20 protein-coding genes are annotated in these 19238 nt (G+C 33.0%); all 20 read right to left on the reverse strand.

Annotation, left to right across the window (positions count from 1 at the left end):
• Positions 1–58: 58 nt before the first annotated feature.
• A complete protein-coding gene (locus tag TZ90_RS04200) occupies positions 59–838 on the reverse strand; it encodes a replication initiator protein A (protein WP_045611627.1) in 780 nt (259 codons plus the stop codon).
• Complete coding sequence (locus TZ90_RS09895) at positions 835–1008, reverse strand: hypothetical protein (RefSeq protein WP_000159607.1); 174 nt, start codon at positions 1006–1008, stop codon at positions 835–837. The genes TZ90_RS04200 and TZ90_RS09895 overlap by 4 nt, the downstream gene beginning before the upstream one ends.
• 642 nt (positions 1009–1650) lie before the next feature.
• Positions 1651–2760 (reverse strand): glycosyltransferase, encoded by a 1110-nt coding sequence (locus tag TZ90_RS04205; RefSeq protein WP_045611631.1) that lies wholly within the window; start codon positions 2758–2760, stop codon positions 1651–1653.
• Between the two features lie 10 nt (positions 2761–2770).
• Entirely contained in the window at positions 2771–4321 is a 1551-nt protein-coding gene (locus TZ90_RS04210) for a lipopolysaccharide biosynthesis protein (protein WP_045611634.1), read from the reverse strand.
• On the reverse strand, positions 4322–5284 hold the full coding sequence (locus TZ90_RS04215; protein ID WP_045612567.1) for a capsular polysaccharide synthesis protein: 963 nt from the start codon (positions 5282–5284) through the stop codon (positions 4322–4324). It abuts the gene before it with no gap.
• A gap of 4 nt (positions 5285–5288) precedes the next feature.
• Positions 5289–6284, reverse strand: a complete 996-nt coding sequence (locus tag TZ90_RS04220; protein ID WP_045611635.1) for a glycosyltransferase — start codon at positions 6282–6284, stop codon at positions 5289–5291.
• A gap of 1 nt (position 6285) precedes the next feature.
• Positions 6286–7260 carry a glycosyltransferase family 2 protein gene (locus tag TZ90_RS04225; RefSeq protein ID WP_045611636.1) on the reverse strand — a complete coding sequence of 325 codons (975 nt, stop codon included), beginning with the start codon at positions 7258–7260 and terminating at the stop codon, positions 6286–6288.
• A 13-nt stretch (positions 7261–7273) separates the two neighbouring features.
• Positions 7274–8233 (reverse strand): glycosyltransferase family 2 protein, encoded by a 960-nt coding sequence (locus TZ90_RS04230; RefSeq protein WP_045611637.1) that lies wholly within the window; start codon positions 8231–8233, stop codon positions 7274–7276.
• Positions 8226–9236 carry a glycosyltransferase family 2 protein gene (locus TZ90_RS04235; protein WP_045611638.1) on the reverse strand — a complete coding sequence of 337 codons (1011 nt, stop codon included), beginning with the start codon at positions 9234–9236 and terminating at the stop codon, positions 8226–8228. Before TZ90_RS04235 ends, TZ90_RS04230 begins: the two co-directional genes overlap by 8 nt.
• Before the next feature lie 30 nt (positions 9237–9266).
• Positions 9267–10247, reverse strand: coding sequence for a glycosyltransferase family 2 protein (locus TZ90_RS04240; protein ID WP_045611639.1), 981 nt, complete (start codon positions 10245–10247; stop codon positions 9267–9269).
• Between the two features lie 14 nt (positions 10248–10261).
• Positions 10262–11371, reverse strand: coding sequence for a CDP-glycerol glycerophosphotransferase family protein (locus TZ90_RS04245; RefSeq protein WP_045611641.1), 1110 nt, complete (start codon positions 11369–11371; stop codon positions 10262–10264).
• The gene (locus TZ90_RS04250; RefSeq protein WP_045611643.1) at positions 11368–12447 is read right to left on the reverse strand and encodes a glycosyltransferase; all 1080 of its coding nucleotides are present in this window, start codon (positions 12445–12447) and stop codon (positions 11368–11370) included. Before TZ90_RS04250 ends, TZ90_RS04245 begins: the two co-directional genes overlap by 4 nt.
• Before the next feature lies 1 nt (position 12448).
• Complete coding sequence (gene tagD, locus TZ90_RS04255; protein WP_045611645.1) at positions 12449–12847, reverse strand: glycerol-3-phosphate cytidylyltransferase; 399 nt, start codon at positions 12845–12847, stop codon at positions 12449–12451.
• On the reverse strand, positions 12844–13677 hold the full coding sequence (locus TZ90_RS04260) for a glycosyltransferase (protein ID WP_045611648.1): 834 nt from the start codon (positions 13675–13677) through the stop codon (positions 12844–12846). The genes tagD and TZ90_RS04260 overlap by 4 nt, the downstream gene beginning before the upstream one ends.
• Positions 13678–13693: 16 nt before the next feature.
• On the reverse strand, positions 13694–14794 hold the full coding sequence (locus TZ90_RS04265) for an EpsG family protein (RefSeq protein WP_045611651.1): 1101 nt from the start codon (positions 14792–14794) through the stop codon (positions 13694–13696).
• Positions 14795–14824: 30 nt separating this feature from the next.
• Positions 14825–15478 carry a CpsD/CapB family tyrosine-protein kinase gene (locus tag TZ90_RS04270; protein WP_045611653.1) on the reverse strand — a complete coding sequence of 218 codons (654 nt, stop codon included), beginning with the start codon at positions 15476–15478 and terminating at the stop codon, positions 14825–14827.
• Between the two features lies 1 nt (position 15479).
• Positions 15480–16184 (reverse strand): YveK family protein, encoded by a 705-nt coding sequence (locus TZ90_RS04275; protein ID WP_045611656.1) that lies wholly within the window; start codon positions 16182–16184, stop codon positions 15480–15482.
• A gap of 42 nt (positions 16185–16226) precedes the next feature.
• Positions 16227–16802 (reverse strand): sugar transferase, encoded by a 576-nt coding sequence (locus TZ90_RS04280; protein WP_052691054.1) that lies wholly within the window; start codon positions 16800–16802, stop codon positions 16227–16229.
• 230 nt (positions 16803–17032) lie between these two features.
• Positions 17033–17764, reverse strand: a complete 732-nt coding sequence (gene cps4B / locus TZ90_RS04285) for a capsular polysaccharide biosynthesis protein Cps4B (RefSeq protein WP_045611657.1) — start codon at positions 17762–17764, stop codon at positions 17033–17035.
• A gap of 295 nt (positions 17765–18059) precedes the next feature.
• Positions 18060–19238: a hypothetical protein gene (locus TZ90_RS04290; protein WP_045611660.1), complete on the reverse strand. Its 1179-nt coding sequence runs from the start codon at positions 19236–19238 to the stop codon at positions 18060–18062.

A 19238-nucleotide genomic window follows, 5' to 3' on the forward strand; every position in this document is an offset into this window, starting at 1 on the left:
TGTCACTCCACTTGAAATGACAATGAGCATAACTAATATCCACTCGATTGGCGACATTTTAACCACCTCCTTTTCTAACACGGTTATTCCAAACAGAATACAAGCCGTTAAACACAAATTCAGCCAAAACTTCCGCTCGTCTAACAAAGCGAACATTGTCAAGAGCATACTGATAGATTCTCTCAAAATCAGTCATAGCAATTTCACTGGCTGTTTCAGAAAAACCTTCTCGTCTAAATTGATCTTGTACCAATCCCCAAATATAATCTCGATCATATTTGGTGACCTTTTCTACTTTTCTTTTCAAAATAGGTTGAGTATTCCCATCCTCCTCATCCTCAATAAATAAAGAATCAGTCTCACTATATTTAGTCTCACTAACTTCAGTCTCACTAGGGGCTGAATATGAGACGGGGGGCGTTTCATTTTCAACCTGCCCTAGTCTTTTTTTAACACTAGGCCTGTTCGAACTAGCTACTGGGGTAGAAGATAATTCCCCTAAATAAATCTTATTAGCTAGTCTCCCTTTTTCACTTGAAGACTGTTGGACTTCATCAATTAAGTCATATTCTTTAAGAACTTTTTTGATTGATAGTAGTTTTGACTTCGAACAACCTAACAGCCTCATCAGTTTAGAATTAGAAAATACTAAATAGACTGCTCCTTCTTCATCTATCCAACCACGACTAAGAGATAATTCTAAACGATCTTTTAAAATAGAATAAGCTACCTTTACTTCTAGTTTCATATCCATATATTTCTCATCCTCAAAAAGAATTTTAGGTAATTTATAATACCGTTCTGAAGTTTGGTATTGATTTGCGGTAATTCGTTTCATAGCGCTCCTCCAAGTTCTTTGAGTATTAAATCCCCACTTGATTCCAATCGAACCAAGCCACTTTTTTCTAATTCAGCCATAAGAGAGATGGCTTCAACAATGTCAATTCCCATTTCACGTACTAAAAATGAAATGACAATATAGCGTGATGATTGTAATTCTTTTGTCATTTTCCCTCCTGAAAATAAAAAAACGGAAAGATTGTGAAATTCCTTTCCGTAACATAATAAATATTTGAACACCAAACTCAACACCAAAAAAATGTTTTTATTGATGATTATTGCTCAATCAAGCACATATAACAATGTGAAGAATTAAAATCTAAACCAATAAAAACCCTTGAATTTCAAGGGTTTTAAGCATTTATTCTACTTCACAATGTTTTATTATTTTAAATCTTCTAGACCAACCATTGAATTGTAGCCATAATATATCTCCTTCGGATTGAAAAAATTGTAAAAACGTTTTCTTTCTTGCCTTCTATTCTATCATAAATTATTCTTTTTTGCATAAGCTTTTGTCTAGAAAAGCTATTTTATTAAGGAAAATTGAATGCAATCTCATTTTTTAATATATTAATTTTCAGCAAATACCTATCTCTAATCCATGAGATTATTAAATATAAAATTAGTCGTATTGCATTCAATTAAGTTAATTAATCATCTGATAAAATAATCAAAATATATTTTTATGCAATATCTTTTAGAAGTACTATTAAAACATACCTAATTTTATTTATGAAACTACCGGATAATGGTCTGATTGAAATGAAATTAGAGAAGACATGTTTGTCCTCTCCATCAACTTTTTTATTACTCATTAAATATTTTTTCCAACTGTCTGGTTGCTGATTCAATCTCGTACCCGTTTTCATCTATCAGCTGCTTCACCTTTGCTTTATCAAGCTCTCGATGATCTCTGACAGACAAAATCTTATCTGCCCATTCTTCAAGAGAATCATGCAAAGACAGACTTTTATCATAGTTATTTAGTATCCTTGCGTCTGGTAAATGATTTGCTGTTACAACAGGTAATCCATTTGCTTGTGCTTCAATTAATACAATCGGTAATCCCTCAAAATTTGATGGGAAGAAGAAAACATCTAGAATATTTAGCATTTTTCCGACATTAGTGGTCAAGCCTGTAAAGATGACTTTGTCTGCTACTCCATATTCTTTTGCCACATTTTCTAAAAACTCAGTATCTCCTCTTCCGATAAATACGAGACGAGAATTTGGTTCTTTTTTGACGATTTCAGAAAAAACCTTCACACAAAAACTTTGATTTTTTTGTTTTTCATATAAACGAGAAACTTGTCCTACAACAAAACAATCTTCTGGAATATGATATTCTTTTCGAAGTTGAATTTTTTTCTTTTCATCATATAAAAACTTTTCTACCTCAATGGCATTATGAATCACTAAAGCTTTTTCTCTTTCTTTTCCATGATAAAAATGATTAGCAGCCTCAAGCCCACACGCCCAAAAATCTGTCGCATATTTTCCAACAAAAAGTCGATTTATGGGGTGAATAAAACGATAAAATTTATCTGCTGTCGCACAATGTCCATGTACTATTCTTTTTTTTATCCCATATTTTTTTGCTAATTTTAAAAATTCTAGATGAGTCAGACCATTTTGATTGGACCATAAAATATCATAACGATGAGCATTCTTCTTAAAGAAACGATCCCATTCCTTTAATGCCTGTTTAACATGAGGTCTTAACTTAGGGATTCTATGAACGACGAGAGGATTGCGGCAAAGCTTTTTAAAATGCTCACTAAATTCAACATCTTCAGAACCTTGTAGTAAAAATTCCAGTTCAAATTCAGAGATATCAATCTGATTATAAAAATCTAAAACAATTTTTTCCAACCCACCAATATCTGGAACTAGACCACAAACCAATATTCTCTTCATTGATTTCTCCTTATTTTTTTAACTTTAACACTTTTTGAATCATCTGTATAATTTGTCTTCCACCTTCATGATTTCTAAATAGGAAAACATAGCTACCCAATACTGTCAAATAAAGGACTATTTTGATAGTCAAACTGATAATGAAATCTAGCTGAGTTAAGAGTAAATTATCCAGTAAACTCAAAAGTAGGATACTCATCCCTACAACTGAGAAATCTTGTAACATTGTTTTAAAAAAGTCCTTTGAGGAAGCTTTCAATCCATACTTAAAGGCGCTATAGGGTTCATACCATGTACAGGTCAAGACTGTTGAACAAATCGTACCCAATAAAATTCCAGATACCCCTAAATCTAAAATCGCTAAAAAGTAGAGTGAAAGGGAAATATTTAATAAAATCTCGACGATAACTTTTTTATTTTGCTCATAACTTAATCCATAAACTGAAATCAACGTTAGAATCGGTCTTCTATAAAAAGTTAGGAAAAAATGAAGGACAATCAAAATCTCAATCGTATAATTAAATGAAAAACTCTCACCTAACCAGATAGTCATAAATGGATGAATGAACATTAAATAGCCTAAGCTAGCAAAATAAATCAGGCTAAAAGCAATAAATTGGAATTTTTTTAGGAATTTAACCATATCTGCTACTGTCGTAGATTCCGAATGGACTAAGTTACCTACGGAAGAAACAACTGAATTAATCGCAGTATTTAAAATCAGTGAAAGAAATCCTAAAACATAGGTATAATTCCCATAAATACCTATAGCTGCTAAGCTGACAAAACTTGCCATTAGAATACTATCTGTTTGAAAAACAATCGTTTCTCCAATACTACCGACTATATTTCCTTTGATATTTCGGATAAATTTTTCTTTTTCCTCCTGATTAATGGGTGTTATCTCATTCTTAAACAAGTAACTATACAATCTATCTACAATCCCCGACATGATGATATTCCCTATAAAATTCATCATGATACTGATCAATAGATAAAAGATATAATTTTGGGTAAAGAATAAAATTCCGATTTGCAAGCATACACGAAGCGTATTTAATCCAAAGTCAATCAAAGTCATCACATAATTACGCTGATCGACATAAAGTAAGGTTCGTTTATAGGAGAAAAAATAGCTGGAAGCTGAGTTAAATACAAAGAGGAAAAAAATCAAATATACTTCACTATTTACCGTATAATCCTTTATCATATAAGGAAGAAATAAAGAAAGTATAGCGCCCAGTATAAAAATAGAAAAGCCAATGATTCTATATAATTTTTTGAAAAGAATCATAAAGGCATTGATTTTTCCATGTTCTCCTCTGTCTAAGGGTCCATATAGTGCATAGCTCATGGCTCCAGCAACCCCTAATTCTGCCAAAGACAGGATAGAAACTAAGCTAGACAAATAATTGTTTAATCCTAGATAGGTTACCCCAAGTAAATTGATAAAAATAGTTCGATTGATAAAGCCAAGAAGTACTTGAAAAGGTTGCAATACAAGAGCAATACTTGTATTTAATGTGGCAAATTCGGTTCTACTTTTTTTCGTGTATTTCATCTATTCCTTTAATTTTCCTTGTAAAAGTTGCTCCAGATAACTTTCTGGAACGACCTCTTCTTTATTAATTTTATAAGTGGTTTTCATAATTGGTGTTGTTTTCAACACTTCTTCCCATTCGTTTTCATCAAAAAGTTTATCAGCATGTTCTCTTAAAAACCACACTCTCTCAGCAGTTTCTAAAACAGGCAATGTATCCACTAATGATCTAAATTCAGAATTTGAAGTATATTCGGACAAAATAAAATAATCCATCATCAGGTAATGAATAAAGACTGGATATTTACGTACATAGTACATATATAAATCCCGAATATGTTTGAAATGAGCTCCCCCTTTTTGTCCTGCAAGGAAAAAACCTGACCATTTAAAATCACCAATCGTTCGCTCCATTTGCTCAGGATATGTCGGTGGATGATTCAAACTAAAAAAGTCCCCTTCAAACATTTTTACCGTGGCGTATGGAGATACAAATAAGGTTGCATCCATCCATATTCCACCGTATTGGTATAAGAGACTAAAACGAATAATATCGGAATAATGCGCAGCTGATAATTCTTTTTTCTTGTATTTTTCGGTGATGTTTCTTGGAATATTGATGAAATCTGCCAGATTTTGATCCGTCAATAAATAGAATTCACAGTCATTTCTTTTGGCGAAGTCTTTTATGGTCTTCATTGAAGCCTGGACCGTCTCAGGCATTTGAGCTTCTCCCTGTTGCCACATTGTCCAAATAATTTTTGGAAATTCTGTTGTAACCTCTTTTTTTTCACTACTCGATTCATCTATTTGAGCTTCTTTTCGTAATTTTAGAACAAAATCTAAAATAATCTTTTTACTAAAGTCATAGTTTTTTGAATGAGACTGTTGTGTAAGATAGTAGGCAAATGTTAATTTAGGCCCATAATGTTTTAAAATTTGACCATACCGAGTCATTTTTTCTTGTACGGATTGCAGTTTCACAATTTTATAGTTCCCTTTCACATTTTTCTAAAGCTGTTTTTAGATAATGTCCTTGTCGAATTTTTCTTCCAATTCTCTTACTGTTTTTTATCAATTCTTGATACTCATCTTCAGAAATCGATTTTAAAGTTTCTGTAGTTTCAAACAAAGAATTTATGAGTATTCCACAATTGTTATTTCTTACAAAATCAGCAAGAGCTGACTGACCCCAAACAATAATTGGAAATCCAGATGCTAAATATAGAGAAGCTTTATGTGGGTTATTCATCTTTAAATACTCTCCATACATCCCACTACAAGTATGAGGACTATCTCCGTCCCAGACTAACCCAAAGCCGCCATGTAAGCGATTAGGGAGTTCATCAGGAGAAAAAGCACCTTGATAATGAACGTTGTGAGGAAGATTCTCCTCTTCAAAGTTAATGCCATAAATAGAAAAATCTGGTTTTTCGGGTAATTGTCTTGCGTATTTTGTTTTCCGAATATCGAAATTTCCAGCTAACAAAATAGTTTCTTTTTCATAAGCTTTCTTCTCTTTATAATGTGGAATCAAATAGTCAAATATCTCTAAGGAAACAATCTTCTCTTCCGGTATTCCTAATCGCACAAGTTCTGCTTTCATCTTTTCATTATGGGCGATAATACCATCGACTTTTTCAAGGACTGTTTTATTTTGTAAAAAATGGATAATGGAATATTTGAAATCTGTAAATGACTTGATTTTTTTATTTCTCAGGGACTCGATATCGTGAATCAGCAAATAAGCTTTGAATGTTCTATTTTTCAAAAATCTCGTAAAAATTTGTTTTTTTAAGGTATGCCATAATAACGGAAATTGAAGAACTAACACATCATTTTTTGTCAAAGTGATGGGATTTGAATCATTATTTAGGGAAAAAGGTTGATATCCTGCTTCTAGCATTATTTTTTCAGCATCTAATCTTGCTTTAGATCCTGCATGTTTGGCTTCCGCATAAAATTCCTTTAAGTAATAATTCATACTACTTCAACCCTCTCCAAAATCTTTTTACAATATATTTTTCAAATCTCCATTGAATAGCTCCAACAACTCTTGAAATAAACACAATATTTTGTGGGAACAATCGATAAGCCCGCATTAATAATGATTTACTTGAACTTTTAGCGTAACGATTCAAATATTCTACATATTTCTCTTGATAGGGATTTCCCTCAAATATACGATAGTCGACAACGTGCATCAAAACTAAATGGAATAAGCGACGTTGTACGTATGGGAGTGAGTCAGCATTTCCATCATATAGTTGCTCCACTTTATCACAAATCGCAAACAAATCCAAATTTTTCAAACTAAATTCGCGATTCATAATACTACCAGAACGCACGCGATAATAATATCCTATATAATCGATTTTCACCATTTTATGAATATGTTTTAAGATTCCCATTCCTCCATATACATCTTCATAAAATAAACCTTCTAAAAATGGGAAATTGAGAATCACTTGTCTTCGAAATAGTTTAGCAACTGCATTCAAACGGACAATATTATCTTTACATAAAGAGACTAAAGCTTCTTTGCTATTCCCTTGAAAAATAATTTTGACATTCTCGGGAGAAGGGATTTCTATTTCTTTTTGATCATTCGTATACCAACACTCTACAATATCAATATCATCTGAGGTAACCTGTTTTATCAATTGCTCCAACATATCATCTTTAATGACATCATCACTGTCTACAAAAGTGATCAATTCGCCTTTAGATTCAATCATACCACGATTACGAGCCCCACTTAATCCTTTATTTGCTTGATTGATTAAGTGAAAGCGAGGATCTTGTTGACAATAGCGCTCACAAATTTCTTGTGAATGATCCGTAGAACCATCGTTAACAAGTATTACTTCAATATTGCTATAAGTTTGACATTGAATACTATCTAAACATTCTTTCAGATACTCTTCAACATTATAAACAGGTACAATGACACTAATCATAAATAGGCTCCTATTAAATTTTCCATTTTTTTCGAATGTCTAAATATCTTAAATACAGAGGATAATATAAACTAAAAAAATATTTTGATGAATAACTATACCATCTTAATAGTTTACTAGAATTGAAAATATCTGATGATTTCTTAGCTATTTCGGCATATTTATGAATCTCATCAACATATAACTGATAATATGGATGTCCAACTCTTATGTTATACTTTTTAAAATGACCAATACCGACTAAAAATAACATATTCCCTACATAAGGTAACCAATTATCTTCTCTAAATTCCTCTAATAATTTTTTTCCAACTTTAAAAATATCAAGATTCTTTTCTGAATAGTTCTGATTCATTGTACTAGAAGTATGATATCGATAATAATAACCAATATAGTCAATTTTTCTCATTTTTTGAATATACTTTAAAGAGACGATTCCAGTATAAAAATCTTCATAAATTAAATTTTCTAAAAACGGGACTTTCTCCACTATTTCACGACGATAGAGTTTTGCGACAGGGCTCCAACTTACCCCGTGATGAAAGCATTGATATAAGGCTTCATTTGAATCAAATTCTTTAACATCAATTTCTTTTTTTTCTTCATTTAAACATTGAATAGCCTCAGTTCTATCACATTCTACAATATCAATCCCATTAGACATATACTTCATTAGTTGTTCTAACAGACCAAGACTTACAACATCATCACTATCAACAAACATGATATATTCACCAAGGGATTCTTTTACGCCATGATTTCTGGCTACACTTTGACCTTGATTTTTTTGATTGATCAATCGGAAACGCTTATCTGTTTGGCAAAAATACTCACAAATAGCTTGGGAGCCATCTGTTGAACCATCATTGACTAAAATGACTTCTATATCTTGATAGGTTTGCTTTCGAATACTTTCTAGACATTCTTCCAGATATTCTTCCACATTATAAACAGGTACAATTATACTAATCATTTTTGTTCATAAGCTCCTTCATTTGTCTTTTGTGAATAAACTTTCTAAATTTACTCCATCCTTTATACAGAAACTGATACACTGGATGAGTAATCGTTAAAAAATATTTTGGCGCTATGAAATACATTCTTAGTAAACGGTATTTTCGAACAACTTCTTGAGATTGCTTCGCAATAAAAGCAGACTCCTTTATAAAATTCTCATACAAACTAACACAAGGACTCTTCTTCGTAATGCCATCTCTGTAATAATGACTAACTCCTAGATAAAACATAAAGTATCCAATATACGGTAATAAATATGCATCATCTTGGAAGGATGCTATTAATTGATTTCCAACTTTAAAAATATCTAAATTTTTCTCATTAAAAGAAGTTGTCATAGTACTATTCGGACTAAATCGGTAATAATACCCAGTTAAATCAACAACTACCATTTTTCGAATATTTTTTAAAAAATTAATTCCTGTATAAACATCCTCGTAAATAACACCTTCTAAAAATGGAACTTTTTCAATAATTTCTCTTCTATATAATTTTGCACATGGGGAATAATTCACTTCTTTAAGTGCTATACATTTAATAATGGCTGCCGTTGAATTACCTTCGAAAATAACTCGAATCGGTTTATTTTTATGCAATTCTTCTTGATTGCGAACAAGACTACATTCTACTAAATCCACATCCGCCTTCATATAGGATAGTAATACGTCTAGTATATTTGCTTTAATGACATCATCACTATCGACAAACATGATATATTCACCAAGGGATTCTTTTACGCCATGATTTCTGGCTACACTTTGACCTTGATTTTTTTGATTGATCAATCGGAAACGCTTATCTGTTTGGCAAAAATACTCACAAATAGCTTGGGAGCCATCTGTTGAACCATCATTGACTAAAATGACTTCTATATCTTGATAGGTTTGCTTTCGAATACTTTCTAGACATTCTTCCAGATATTCTTCCACGTTATAAACTGGAACGATTAAGCTAATCATTTTCCTTTTCCCCTCTTGAATTGTATTTCATCATTCCTCTAACTTGTCTTCCCTAATACCATTTTTCCATTTCCATATAGAGTGATAGAAGGGAAATAGGATGGTGTTGTAATATCTTGGACACAGGTTATAAAGTCTAATCATACGCGAACTTTTGGCAACCTCAGGATTTTTCTTCGTTATAGCTACATACTCTGCTAATTTTTGATTATAGACTTTTGCATATGGATTTCCTTTTTGGATATAGTCTTGATAATGCATGGTTGCTAAATGAACTAGGAAGCTGCCAATGTAAGGAAGAAGTTCTTCCCTATCGGAATACAAGTCTATCAATTGGTCGCTTACTGTAAAGATATCTAGATTTTTAGGAGTAAAGGTTCGATGCATGATACTAGCTTGATGTTGTCGATAATAATAACCTTTATAATCAATTTTAATGATTTTTCGAATATATTTTAACATTCCAATTCCACAATAAACATCTTCAAAAATCACCCCATCTATATAAGGAACAGCTTCAACAATTGATCTTCTATAAAGTTTTGTAACTGCATTAACATTTAAAACATGTTTAGGGAAAATTTTTACTGCTTCTTGAGAGTTCCCTTCGAATAGAATACTTGGTTCTTTAAAACTTTTAGCAAGAAATTCCTCGTTAGATACGGTAAACTGACTTTCCACAATATCTACGTCTTCACGCATATAGTGTATTAAGGTTTCTAAATAGTTCGCTAGAATCATGTCATCACTATCTACAAATGCAATAAACTCCCCTCTTGAAGCTGCTACACCAGTATTTCGTGCAGCGCTCAATCCTTGATTCTCTTGATTCAACAAGTGAAAGCGACGATTCTCTTTACAATAACGTTCACAAATAGCTTTTGATCTATCTGTTGAACCATCATTGACTAAAAGGACTTCAAAGTCTGTGTAGGTTTGGTTTTGAATGCTGTCTAAACATTCTTCCAGATAAGTTTCTACATTATAAACAGGTACGATTACACTAATCATTCTTTATCCTAACCTTATTTCCTTAATCCAATTTCATCCAAAAGTGTCTTTGTAAAATCTTTTTGAATGGCATTTACCTTGTTATTAACTTTTTTTCGTTCTTCAATATAAGGATCTTCAGATTTCATGACACTCGCTAGGAAATCTAATAAATCATGCGAATCACGAATGACACTTCCCACCATTAAACTCTTCACATCTTCAAACACAAAGCCTCTTTTTTCTTTGTATTCCTCATAATCATTAATGGTAAATGCTACGGGTCTATTTAATAAATAATAGTCTAAAAATACTGAAGAATAATCTGTAATCAATGCACTGGTTGTGCCCAAAAAGGTATATAAAGTCCCATACTGCTCACTAATGATATCTTCTGTCAATAGATGAATGGTCGAATAATTCATTTCAAATTTTAACTGAGATTCCTCAAGAGGATGAAGTTTAATGTAAAGTTGATAGCCATAGTTTGAAAGTAGTTCTTCTATGTTTTGAAAATCCTCTTCTTCTAAAGAAAATATCAGTGCTGCTTGGCTATCATGATAGTTTTTAGAATTACGGTAGGTTGGCATCCAGATGATTTTCTTCTCCTCTTTCTCTTTAAAGAGCTCATCATTTCGAATATTGCCAACAAGAAGCATCTGCTCGTCCTTAGCATTAAAGGCTGCTTTCATGATTGGAGTAAATAAATCTGAAGAGGAGACTAATTTTGTAAAGAAATTATAGTCAATCTTTTCCATGCCAACTTCAAGATTCCCAATTTTTTTCAAGGGCATTCCATGCCACAAGTTGACAACCATCTGGTTTGGAGCAGGTTTGATGGGATACTTGCCAAAAGAATAGAAAAAATATTTAGATGTTAAAAAATAAAAGAAACCTTGATAAATAGAAACATACTTCACATTCTTTTCTTTTTCTAAATGATAAAAATCATTTGAAGCACAAACGATTTCGTATGTTTCCTGATAGCCATTATCCACTAAATAGTGATAGAGGGTTCTAAGATTATCTCTGAAACCCCAGTTAGAATAGAGAACAATTCTGTTCCTTTTCTTGGGAATCATTTTATTTAGTTTATAAGTAAAATCACTTACTTTAAACAGTAAGGGTTTTAAATAGTTGATCATTCTCTTTTTAAACCTTGCTTATAAATTTCTTTTAAATTTTGAACATTTTCTTCAATGTCAAACGGCTTTAGGTGTTCATTTAGCTGTCGTTGTTTCTCATTGATAGGCGTCTTTTCGATATAGTTTACCCATTTAGGCTTATCTAGAGGCATGGCTGTGCAGAGTTCACTAACGATCTGAGTTGTTGGATCAATCGTTTCATTCATGAGAATATCGACTCCAGAACACTGAGCCTCTACAAGCACGATTGGGAAACCTTCATACAAAGAAGGAAAGGCAAAAATATCAAAGGCTGAATAAAATTTATGAACATCTTCTCTTTTTCCTGAGAAGATAACATTCTTCAAATCCTTACTATTTTCTTCTAAAATAGCACGATCTGGCCCTTCACCAACAAAGAAAAAGGTAACGTCAGGTAATTCTTTGGCAACTTCAATCAAAAAACTCTGATTTTTGAAGGGATTTAAAATGCCAATCATCCCTACTACTTTTTGATGTTCAGCTATATGAAACTCTTTGCGGATTTCTTCTCGAAAAGTTGGAGAAAAGCGATACTTATCGATGTCAATTGCATTTGGAAGGATTTGAAAAGATTTCTTTCCAAATATCTTCAGTCCAGCTAATTGGCCACAAGAGATACGATGGGTCGCATTTTTCAAGGCTAGAAAGACCAAAAATCGATTGCGAATACTTTTTAACCAAGTGTCTGAAAATTGGCTACTATGATTGTGGTAAATCCTAACTGGAACACCATTTTTTCGAGCATAGTAATTATGTATAAAAGCAGTTATAGGAGTATGGACATGGAGAATGTCAATTTTATTACTTTTATAAAATTGACGACACTCTCTCGCATAGGCAAATAATTTAGAAATCTTTAGGGCAGGAAATACAATGCGTTTGATTTCTTTTTCATCTAGGTATTGATTAAATGGGAAATGAGCCTCTCCATTTGACTCTCCAACCATATATTCAAACTCTTGATCATTATTTGGGATATGATTTTTGATAAAACTTTGTACCCCACTCATGGTATTCCTTACACCACCTGTTACATGTATGACCTGATATTTCATCCTAGTTTCCTTGATTCAAATCATTCTTTATCTTAGAAGTTGAAATTTCTTTTGTTCGTGATAGGTAAACAACCTCTATTCCAAAATCACTTAAATAATCAAATTTTCCCTGCCAATCATCTCCAATGACAAACACATCAGCATGATACTTTTCTATGTCTGAGATTTTTTGATCCCAATTTTCTTCTGGTATGACGAGATCCACATATCTGATAGCCTCTAATAAAGATTTTCTTTTTTCGTAATCAAAATAACATTCTTTATTCTTTTCTAGTCTATTAAATTCATTGGTAGAAAGCCCGACAATGAGATAATCTCCCAAAGCTTTTGCCCTTTTTAAAAGATTAATATGACCGTAATGCAATAAATCAAATGTTCCGTATGTAATGACTCTCTTCATATCTTCCTAACCACCTCTACATCTTCTCTCATTTTTTTCTTATAGACCCATTTCCTAACTGAATTCGGAAGAATTCGAACCGCGTTACGCAGGAAAATATTTCTAAGAAATTCTGCTAGACTAATGTCTCTTCTACGATAAAAATCTAATTGGAGCATAAAGTCCGTCTTTACATACAAGAAACCACCTCTACGTAGGTAGCTAGAATCATTTGTTTGCATAACAACTAAAGGTTCTTGGATATTCAAAAAATCCTTGGTTGGATTATCGTGTAACAATCTCATTGTGAGGTCATAATCCTCTAGATAGCGGAATTCACGATAATTACCAGCCTTCAAGATATACTCTTTTTTCATCATACTAGAAGGATTATTAAAGGGATTTCTCATTTTCGAATATTGACGAATTTCGGCTGTAGTTTCTGGTACTTTCTTTAAGGCGGTAAACTCTGTATTTTTCTCTAGGATATTGGAACCAACCATGATGAGGTCGGGATTTTTTTCAAAGGCTGCTAATTGCTTCTCAAACCTTGTTTCTAGAGAATAATCATCACTGTCCATTCTTGCAATGAATTCTGTTTGGCATTGATTAACTCCAAAGAGAGAGGCTGGTCCTGAGCCTAAGTTTTCAGGTAAATGAAAAACCTTTAAAATCGGAATTTCTCTCTGCAACTTTTGGATTTCTATTTCTAACTCTTCAGTCAATTCGCCATCACAAACTAAAATGATTTCTGTCGGTTTAAGGGTCTGCTGATAAGAACTTAGTAAACTTTTCCTTAAATTTGTAGGAGTCTCTTTTTTATAGACTGTCGTTAGAACTGAAAATTTCATTTTATAACTCCTAAACCTAATTTCCAAATAACCAATCTACAATAACTGAACGGTAGGGAACGACATGGTACCAGTCAGCTTTAAAATAAACAATGACTAGAAAGATTGCAGCATAAACCAATATTACCAAATAAAATAAAATCCACTGAATTTTTTTTTCACCTATTTTAGATAAAATCATGGGGATATATAGGCAAATAAAGGGGGTAAAATAGTGTGCGAATCTGCCAAAAAGACTTGTTTGCAATGTTGACGCGGTAAATAAAAAGGAGATAAAGAACAAAGTTCTTATAAATTCTTCTTCAGTCGATAACTTCTGTTTTCTAATCACTACTTCTCCAAAGACCAGAACGATACCATACCAAATTGTTAAAAATACAGGTGCCCATTTATTGCTTTCCAAAAACCATGATGATTCCAGATAGGAAGTATACTGAGGGAAGAAAGAAATAAAGATAGTTGCAATTTGTTTGATAAAAGGTAAGATGATTAGAAATGCAAGGAACACAAATTGGTATATTCTTTTATTTAAAACGATTTTTTTAAGGGGGAAAAACAAGAGGCAGACGATACCAGATGTATGAAATAAGGGAGTTAGTAAGATAAATACCCATGCTAAAATCTTCTTGTTTTTTACTACGTAGTGAAACCCTAAAAAACTTAAAGCGATCGCTAGACCTTGCCTGATATTTGATAAAGAATAAAAAAAGAGTCCTAACGAGCTGAAGTAAATCAGTAAACTCATGTAAACATTTTTAGAATGCTTATAAAGCACAAGAAACCAGGCAATTAAAGTTATAAAGGCATAGGAAAATAATAAAAATGGATAGTGCTCACTAAAGTTTCTTAGGAAAATATTACTTACTAAATAACCAAGTTCAAATCGAGAACGAAATAGATTTGATAAATCCGGAAGTTGTAAATGATTCGATTCAAAAATATGGATATAAGTTCCTAAGTCTCCTCCGACGCTAGAAGTACGAAAACCCGCAATGATTAAAAAAAAGAAAAAAGTCGGAAGAACAAGGAAACCTAACTCTTTTACTTTATCCTCATATTTTAATGAGAAAAAGGCAAGGAAAGAGATATAGACGAACATTAAAAGATAGATTGTCATTTTTTCTCTCCTGCCTTTCAAATAGTTAGTTTAATAATAGTAATAATAGGTATCTTTATGTGAATCAATTTTATTCATTATCACACCAAGTAGTCTAGCTCCAACATGGTCTAATCTTCTTTTTGCTTCTATTATTTGTCGTCGTTTTGATTTTTTGATATCTACTACCAGAAGGGTAGCATCCGAAATACTGGCTAAAACTTGGGCATCAGTTGCTGCTAGCAAGGGAGGTGTATCGATAATGACATAGTCATAAAAATCCTCAAATGCTTTAAGTGTTTCATCCATAGAAGAACTAGCTAACATCTCAGAAGGATTAGGCGGAACAGGTCCTGAAGTCAGTACATCTAAATTCACATCATTTATCGTCAAATGATTAATAGAATCTACTCCTGACTTCTTTAATAGAAAGGTACTGAGTCCTTCAGTGTTATTTAGCTCGGTTAATTTATGTTGAGTTGGTTTACGCATATCCGCGTCTATGATAATCACTCTTTTCCCCTGTTGGGCCAAAGAAGCGGCAAGATTGATACTGACTTCACTCTTGCCTTCATTGGGGTTGGCACTTGTAACGACAATGATTTTAATATTTTTTCCAAATTCTGAGAACTGAAGATTACTCCTTAAAGTTCTAAAGGACTCAGCTACGATGGATTTACTGTTATGAATAACTTCGATATGCATGTCACTCACCTCTTCTCTTTCTCTCTATAGTCGGAATCATCCCGAGAACAGGTGTTCCCACTAACTCTTCCAAGTCTTCGTAAGAATCAATCGAATCACTCAGTACATATTTGATGAAAATAACATTAAATCCTACAAAAGAAAATACTAGAATAGATACAAGAAGATTCTTCCATAGAACGGGATAAACTGGAGAATCACTTCCCAGTGCTTCTGTAACAACTGACAAGTTGTCGCGCCCTAATCTATCTGCTGTAAATTTCTTGTACTGAGACACATACTCTTTAATATAACGTTCAGCTAAATTTCGATCTAGTCCTCTCACTGTTATTGTGACCAACTGAGAACCTGAGTCATTTGTTAATTTAACAGACTTGATTTTTGAAATTTCATCTGGTGATAAGCTTAATGCTTTATTGGTCTCATCTTTTACAGGGGGAAGATCTGCTATCTCTAAATAAGTCTTAGCTTGTCTTTGAAAGAGGTTTATAGCTTCAATCGTTTGCGCATCATTATTTTGCCCATTTGTTTGACTTGAAGTGTTCTTCATTATGAGCTTAGAGGATACACTGTATATAGGAGAAATGATAAAAACAGTATATAGACCAACTGCTGTCGTCCCTACTATAGTAAATAGAAGTAAAAATAGTAGTTTGCTTTTTATCAAAGAAAAAACTCTATTAATATTTTTATTAAAAATAGTCATATTATTGTTTGTTTCCTTTTATTTATTTTTTCTTTCTTAGAACTACCTAGATCCGTTCCCGGTAACCATCACTTTAATTGTTTTTAATAGTATAAGAAAATCTAACTTGATACTTTCGTGATTGATATAGAATAGATCGTAGACTAATTTATCTTTAGGAGTTAATTCATAACCACCATTTACTTGAGCCCATCCTGTGATTCCTGGGCGGACAGCTAAACGTTCATTAAAATTAGGGATATCTTTCAAAAATTCATTGATAAACTCTGGTCGTTCTGGTCGTGGTCCAATAATGGACATCTCACCTTTAATTACATTAATGATTTGTGGTAATTCATCAATTCGTGTTTTACGAATAAAACGTCCAACTTTTGTAATGCGTGTATCATTTTTGCTCGCCCATTTATGACCATTCTTTTCAGCATCTTGATACATGGATCGGAGTTTATAAATTGAAAAACTTTGTCCATTTAAACCAATTCGTTCTTGTATATAAATAGGATTACCACTTGATTCGATTACAATAAAGATACATGCTATTAAACAAATCGGGATAATTAATAGTAATGAGGGTATAGAAATTAGAAGACCTATAATTCTCTTAATTCTCCTATACATAAGCATCATTCTCCTAGAAAAAACTAAGGCGCACGCATATATATGCGTGCGCCACTCACTACGTTGATGCATATATATATATATATAGTTCCAAGTATAAAAAAGTTAGAACTAATAAAAATATGTATATTTACCAAGAATTAAATCATACAGTTCAATATAACATAAAAAAATAAGATTTTCAAGCTTACGTGATTAAAATACAGGAAATACACCTAAATTAAATGTTGCTAAATATTTTTGTTCGATATAATCAACTGAGGATTCACTAAAAATAATTCTTCTGCTCTTTCCTTTCCATACTGATGACTAATCGCGTCAAATGCTTGCTTCATATATGGCGGTCTTGAGCTTAGATTATGCATATCGCTAGCCACACAGTGAACTAGATTATGGGCAAGAAAATATTGAGCTCTTTTTTTGAGTAAGCGATACTTATCCCCGAATATTTTAGGCTTAAGAACGCTTGAACTATTTATTTGAGTATAACATCCCATATCTATCAGCTCTTTAACTCTTTTTTCATTTTTTTCTAGTTCAGCATAGCGTTCAATATGGGCAATGACAGGTCTAATACCTAACAATAAAACTTTATTTACTGCATTGCGGATTTCCCAATAGGGTGTATGAGTACTGAATTCAATCAAAGCATATTGTGTATCGTTCAGAGTAGGAATCTGCTTGCTTTCCAATTTGTCAAGAGCATCTTGGGTGAAGTATATTTCAGCTCCATATAAAATAGTTAAGTCAGGCAGTTCTTTCTTAGCAAGTGCTTGAACCTCTTTAAAGTTGGTCATAATTGTATCTTCTGGAGTTTCAAACATATTTTTACGACGATGTGAAGTGGATACAATTGTACGAACTCCCTGTGAAAAAGCTTCTTTCAGAAGAGCTAGGCTTTCTTCAATTGTGCTTGGTCCATCATCTACACCAAAAACAATGTGAGAGTGGATATCAATCATGTAATATTTCCTTATATAATAGAGTTTTGGGCACTGTAATAAATAATTCAACACATATATATAAGCTTTTTGAATAACCTATAAATAATGGTTTATACAGTTTGTTTTCCTGATGTTATTATACTACGAAACATTAAAATAAGCTAGTTATTCTTATAAGATTTTAAAAGTTATCTAGTATAACAAAGCATATATAAATAAGCGTGTTTTGTTTTCGAATAAATCTGTTGAGAATAATAATGACACTGACTATTAAAACTATCACCTACCATGGCATTTCCACGGTAGGTGTTACTCATATCAATAATCGTTCTAAAAATGGTTTGATGCAGTTGAGGAGAATTCCTTCTATCCAGCTTTCCTGTGCTGAGGAGAGATGATCTGCTTGAAGGCTTTCTTTTAAAAAGTCTCGGACTTGTTCTGGTGCGATTTCAAACTCAAAAGCTTTCATTTTATAGAAAAAGTCGATGAGATATTCTGACAAATATTCGGTTGAAAAGGGTACTTCACCACTTTTTCGATATTCTAATAAGAGCCTAGAAAATCGGGCTTTTTCTTCAGGAAGCTCACGAAAATAGGAATTGAGGAGCCAGGTCTGCTTCTGCTTTCTTTCAATTGGATCCTGACTAGCAATTCGTTGGTCTTTTTCCAGCTCTTTTTGGTATTGTTTGGCCTTGACAGCCCGTTCTGTTCGATTTTTACCAAAAAGAATTTTTTCCCACTTGCGTTCTTCTTGAGTCAGTGTCTCCGTAAAGCCAAAGTAATCTTGATAGACCCGCTCTGCTGGTCCCATGGCTAGAACCAGATTGTCTGCATATTGTTTGGCGATTTTATCCCTCTTCTTGCGCTCTTTCTCTGCCTGGATACGGAGTTCTTGTTCGTAGTCAATTTTCTCCTTACCTAGCTTGACAAGGTAGAGTTGGTCATCTGATTTTCCAAGTAAAAAGGGTTTGATACATTTTTCAAGAACTTCCTCCATCCGAGCTTTCTTCTTGGGTTCTGCCTTGGTCCAACTTCCTCCTTGAAAGACTTCTAGGAAGAGCTGATAGTCTTTCTCAGGTGAGAACTGATTGCCACGATTAGGCTTGAAAACACCTTTTTCCCAGAGCCATTTTAGAAGTCGCTCGTCAAAGTCACTTTTATTGACCTTGATTTTTTCCTTTTTCTTAGCTTTTCTGGTCAAATTTTCGACCTTTCTGAGCAGTTTTTCTTCCTTTTCCAGTTGCTGGTCAAGGGTCAATCGATGAAAATGCCGAACACAGTCGCTACCAATCGGAAAGAGGCGTTGGCCTGTGACACCATTAAAGAGTTCGTAGGCGTACTTGATGGCATTTCCACAGACACAATTGCTACGGCCGATACCGTTAAAAATCAAGGAAACTTCATTCCATTCCTTGGTAGCTTGTTCCCAAGTATTAGCTTTTGAAGCCTGTAAAACCGCATCGTGTAGGGATTTTCTAACTGGAAGTGTCAT

Source organism: Streptococcus mitis (genome assembly GCF_000960005.1).
In the GTDB taxonomy this organism is placed as follows: domain Bacteria; phylum Bacillota; class Bacilli; order Lactobacillales; family Streptococcaceae; genus Streptococcus; species Streptococcus mitis_CK.

Bases quoted from the DNA above. Each gene is read 5' to 3' on its own strand.
- TZ90_RS04200 (WP_045611627.1), bottom strand. From the start codon at position 838: ATGAAACGAATTACCGCAAATCAATACCAAACTTCAGAACGGTATTAT.
- TZ90_RS09895 (WP_000159607.1), bottom strand. From the start codon at position 1,008: ATGACAAAAGAATTACAATCATCACGCTATATTGTCATTTCATTTTTA.
- TZ90_RS04205 (WP_045611631.1), bottom strand. From the start codon at position 2,760: ATGAAGAGAATATTGGTTTGTGGTCTAGTTCCAGATATTGGTGGGTTG.
- TZ90_RS04210 (WP_045611634.1), bottom strand. From the start codon at position 4,321: ATGAAATACACGAAAAAAAGTAGAACCGAATTTGCCACATTAAATACA.
- TZ90_RS04220 (WP_045611635.1), bottom strand. From the start codon at position 6,284: ATGAATTATTACTTAAAGGAATTTTATGCGGAAGCCAAACATGCAGGA.
- TZ90_RS04225 (WP_045611636.1), bottom strand. From the start codon at position 7,260: ATGATTAGTGTCATTGTACCTGTTTATAATGTTGAAGAGTATCTGAAA.
- TZ90_RS04230 (WP_045611637.1), bottom strand. From the start codon at position 8,233: ATGATTAGTATAATTGTACCTGTTTATAATGTGGAAGAATATCTGGAA.
- TZ90_RS04235 (WP_045611638.1), bottom strand. From the start codon at position 9,236: ATGATTAGCTTAATCGTTCCAGTTTATAACGTGGAAGAATATCTGGAA.
- TZ90_RS04240 (WP_045611639.1), bottom strand. From the start codon at position 10,247: ATGATTAGTGTAATCGTACCTGTTTATAATGTAGAAACTTATCTGGAA.
- TZ90_RS04245 (WP_045611641.1), bottom strand. From the start codon at position 11,371: ATGATCAACTATTTAAAACCCTTACTGTTTAAAGTAAGTGATTTTACT.
- TZ90_RS04250 (WP_045611643.1), bottom strand. From the start codon at position 12,447: ATGAAATATCAGGTCATACATGTAACAGGTGGTGTAAGGAATACCATG.
- tagD (WP_045611645.1), bottom strand. From the start codon at position 12,847: ATGAAGAGAGTCATTACATACGGAACATTTGATTTATTGCATTACGGT.
- TZ90_RS04260 (WP_045611648.1), bottom strand. From the start codon at position 13,677: ATGAAATTTTCAGTTCTAACGACAGTCTATAAAAAAGAGACTCCTACA.
- TZ90_RS04265 (WP_045611651.1), bottom strand. From the start codon at position 14,794: ATGACAATCTATCTTTTAATGTTCGTCTATATCTCTTTCCTTGCCTTT.
- TZ90_RS04270 (WP_045611653.1), bottom strand. From the start codon at position 15,478: ATGCATATCGAAGTTATTCATAACAGTAAATCCATCGTAGCTGAGTCC.
- TZ90_RS04275 (WP_045611656.1), bottom strand. From the start codon at position 16,184: ATGACTATTTTTAATAAAAATATTAATAGAGTTTTTTCTTTGATAAAA.
- TZ90_RS04280 (WP_052691054.1), bottom strand. From the start codon at position 16,802: ATGTATAGGAGAATTAAGAGAATTATAGGTCTTCTAATTTCTATACCC.
- cps4B (WP_045611657.1), bottom strand. From the start codon at position 17,764: ATGATTGATATCCACTCTCACATTGTTTTTGGTGTAGATGATGGACCA.
- TZ90_RS04290 (WP_045611660.1), bottom strand. From the start codon at position 19,238: ATGACACTTCCAGTTAGAAAATCCCTACACGATGCGGTTTTACAGGCT.